The sequence below is a fragment of the Pseudomonas agronomica genome, from assembly GCF_025917275.1.
Lineage (GTDB): Bacteria > Pseudomonadota > Gammaproteobacteria > Pseudomonadales > Pseudomonadaceae > Aquipseudomonas > Aquipseudomonas agronomica.
Map to the genome: position 1 here is coordinate 1 of NZ_JAOSHO010000550.1, position 3,090 is coordinate 3,090.

A 3,090-nucleotide genomic window follows, 5' to 3' on the forward strand; every position below is an offset into this window, starting at 1 on the left:
GCTCGCTCCCACAGGGGGCGTTCGGTGAGTCAGATCGGATTCGGGCAATCGATAAAGATGTGCTCCAGGGCAAAACGCCGCGCCAGGTAATCTCCCAGCGCCTGGACGCCGTAGCGCTCGGTCGCATGGTGCCCGGCGGCGATGAAGCTGATGCCGTTTTCCCGCGCGCTGTGGAACGTCTGCTCCGATGCCTCGCCACTGAGGTACAGATCAACCCCCGCCAGCACCGCCTGGTCGATGTAACCCTGGCCGCCACCGGTGCACCAGCCGACCCGGCGGATCATCTGCTCGCCTTCGATCAGCAACGGCTCGCGGCCCATGACTTCCTGGACCCGGCGGGCAAAGTCCCGAGGCGTCATTGGTTCGGACAAGGAACCGACGAGGCCGACAATCTTGGGATTATCAGGATCCAGCGGCCCTTCGACGGTAATATCCAACTGACGGGCCAGTTGCACGTTATTGCCGACCTCGGCGTGAAGGTCCAGCGGCAAGTGATAGGCCAACAGGCTGATGTCGTGCATGAGCAACGTCTTGAGCCGACGCTGTTTCATTCCGGTGATACAGGGGTTTTCGCCTTTCCAGAAATAACCGTGATGCACCAAGACCAAATCGGCTTCGGCCTCGACGGCCGCATCGAGCAAGGCCTGGCTGGCCGTCACACCGCTGACGATACGCATCACTTGCGGGGACCCTTCGACTTGCAAGCCGTTGGGGCAGTAATCGGCGATCCGGCTGCTTGCCAGGTAACGGTCCGCTTCTTCGACCAGGGTGCTCAGGGCGACAGCCATGAAAAGAACTCCTAAATATCCCGTTCAGAGGCGCGCGCGGCCTCGTATAATGCGCGACATTATGGGCGGTCTCATACCGCCTGCAACCTTTGTAGGACGTGCTTAATGCTCAAGGCGCTGCGTTTTTCCGGCTGGCCGCTGTTGGCCGGCGTGCTTGTCGCTCTCCTGATTATCCAGCGCTACCCCGAATGGGTCGGGTTGCCAAGCCTTGACGTCAACCTGCAGCAAGCGCCGCAAACCAAAGCCGTGCAGCAGGGACCGGTGTCCTACGCCGACGCCGTGACTACCGCCGCACCGGCCGTTGTGAACCTGTACACCACCAAGGTCATCAACAAACCCAACCATCCGCTGTTCGAAGACCCGCAGTTCCGGCGTTTCTTCGGTGACAACTCGCCCAAGCAGAAGCGCATGGAGTCGAGCCTGGGTTCGGGCGTGATCATGAGCCCGGAAGGCTATATCCTGACCAACAACCACGTCACCAGCGGTGCCGACCAGATCGTGGTGGCGCTCAAGGATGGCCGCGAAACCCTGGCCCGGGTGATTGGCAGCGATCCGGAAACCGACCTCGCGGTGCTGAAGATCGACTTGAAGAACCTGCCGGCCATTACCATCGGCCGCTCCGACAGCATTCGCATCGGCGACGTGGCCCTGGCAATCGGCAACCCGTTTGGCGTCGGCCAGACCGTGACCATGGGCATCATCAGCGCCACCGGTCGCAACCAGCTGGGCCTGAACAACTACGAAGACTTCATCCAGACCGACGCCGCGATCAACCCCGGCAACTCCGGCGGTGCGCTGGTGGACGCCAACGGCAACCTCACCGGGATCAACACGGCGATTTTCTCCAAGTCCGGCGGCAGCCAGGGCATTGGCTTTGCCATTCCGGTGAAGCTGGCGATGGAGGTGATGAAATCCATCATTGAACACGGCCAGGTGATTCGTGGCTGGCTGGGCATTGAAGTGCAGCCGTTGACCCAGGAGCTGGCGGAATCGTTCGGTTTGTCCGGGCGGCCCGGCATCGTGGTGGCGGGAATCTTCCGCGACGGCCCGGCACAGAAGGCCGGTTTGCAACTGGGCGACGTGATCCTGAGCATCGACGGAGAACCGGCAGGGGATGGCCGTCGTTCGATGAATCAGGTGGCCCGGATCAAACCCACCGACAAGGTGACGATCCAGGTCATGCGCAACGGCAAGGAACTCAAGCTCACGGCTGAGATTGGCCTGCGCCCGCCGCCAGCGCCGGTGGTGCTTAAGGAAGAACAGTAAGCACCCTCTTTGGCGAGATCATTTGTGGCGAGGGGATAAATCCCCTCGCCACAAGTCCCCCGATTTTCTGCCGCCACCACTGCACTCGAAATTTCAGATAGCATAAATTCTCATTGGTAGTGTTATATTGTTTCAAGCATGGAAATTGAAACAACATAACATGTCACCCCTGAAACGGATTTCCGCTGCCAGCTTCGCGCTGGGCTTGCTCGGCGATCCGACCTATGCCGAAGAAATCTTCGATCTATAAGGAAGTCAGCATGAACTACCCCAAGACCTTCGCCCTGCTCGGCCTGCTCCTGGCCACCCAGGCTTCGGCCCATGGCCTGTGGACAGAGCAACGGCGCGGCAATATTGAAGTGATCTACGGCCACGGCGCCGAAGACAACGCCTTCAAGGCGCAGAAAGTCAGTGGCGCCTGGGCCTACGACCTGGGCGGCAACATGATTCCGGTCACGGTGGAACGCTTGCCAGACCACGCTCGCCTGCAGCCTCTCAAGCCGCCGGCCGTGTTGGCCGTCGCATTGGACAATGGCATGTGGTCGCAGACCGCTGACAAGAAGTGGATCAACGAAGGCCGCAGCAAGGTGCCTGGGGCGATCGAGTCGACCCAGACCTTCAAATACAGCCTGGCGATCTATGAACCGGGGGCGAAGCTACCGAAGCTGGATCAGATCAAATTCGTCATCGTGCCGGAAATCGACCCGCTGACCGTCGGCCCCGGCCAGTCGTTACCGGTGCGGGTGCTGCTTGATGGCAAACCGGCGGCAAGGGTGCAATTGGTGGGGGACTACCGTAGCGCGCCGGGCACTGTGAGCACCGAAACCGATGCCGAAGGCCGAGCCAAGGTACTCGTGCGCAATGAGGGTCTGAACGTGATCGCCGCGCAGATGGAAATCCCGCTCAAGGACAACAAGGATGTCGCGACGCGTGGGGTGTTTACTTCGCTGACGTTCCTTGGTGAGCCGCATCACGAGTAAGCGCTGGAATTGTGGGAGCTGATCTGGCCACTATCGCGAGCAAGCTCGCTCCCACA

3 protein-coding genes are annotated in these 3,090 nt (G+C 60.6%); 2 read left to right on the plus strand and 1 reads right to left on the minus strand.

Annotated features, from left to right (window positions below; all coding sequences use genetic code 11):
• Nucleotides 1-29: 29 nt before the first annotated feature.
• A complete protein-coding gene (locus OC610_RS24280) occupies nt 30-788 on the minus strand; it encodes a Nif3-like dinuclear metal center hexameric protein (RefSeq protein ID WP_264431483.1) in 759 nt (252 codons plus the stop codon).
• A gap of 105 nt (nt 789-893) precedes the next feature.
• Here OC610_RS24280 and algW point away from each other — a divergent pair, with 105 nt between their 5' ends.
• Together algW and OC610_RS24290 are read left to right on the plus strand one after the other, a co-directional pair.
• Nucleotides 894-2,054: a Do family serine endopeptidase AlgW gene (gene algW / locus OC610_RS24285; RefSeq protein WP_198797764.1), complete on the plus strand. Its 1,161-nt coding sequence runs from the start codon at nt 894-896 to the stop codon at nt 2,052-2,054.
• A 260-nt stretch (nt 2,055-2,314) separates the two neighbouring features.
• Nucleotides 2,315-3,034 carry a DUF4198 domain-containing protein gene (locus tag OC610_RS24290; protein ID WP_264431485.1) on the plus strand — a complete coding sequence of 240 codons (720 nt, stop codon included), beginning with the start codon at nt 2,315-2,317 and terminating at the stop codon, nt 3,032-3,034.
• Nucleotides 3,035-3,090: the final 56 nt, after the last annotated feature.

Excerpts from the sequence above, each read along its gene's own strand:
- OC610_RS24280 (WP_264431483.1), bottom strand. The coding sequence starts at position 788 with ATGGCTGTCGCCCTGAGCACCCTGGTCGAAGAAGCGGACCGTTACCTG.
- algW (WP_198797764.1), top strand. The coding sequence starts at position 894 with ATGCTCAAGGCGCTGCGTTTTTCCGGCTGGCCGCTGTTGGCCGGCGTG.
- OC610_RS24290 (WP_264431485.1), top strand. The coding sequence starts at position 2,315 with ATGAACTACCCCAAGACCTTCGCCCTGCTCGGCCTGCTCCTGGCCACC.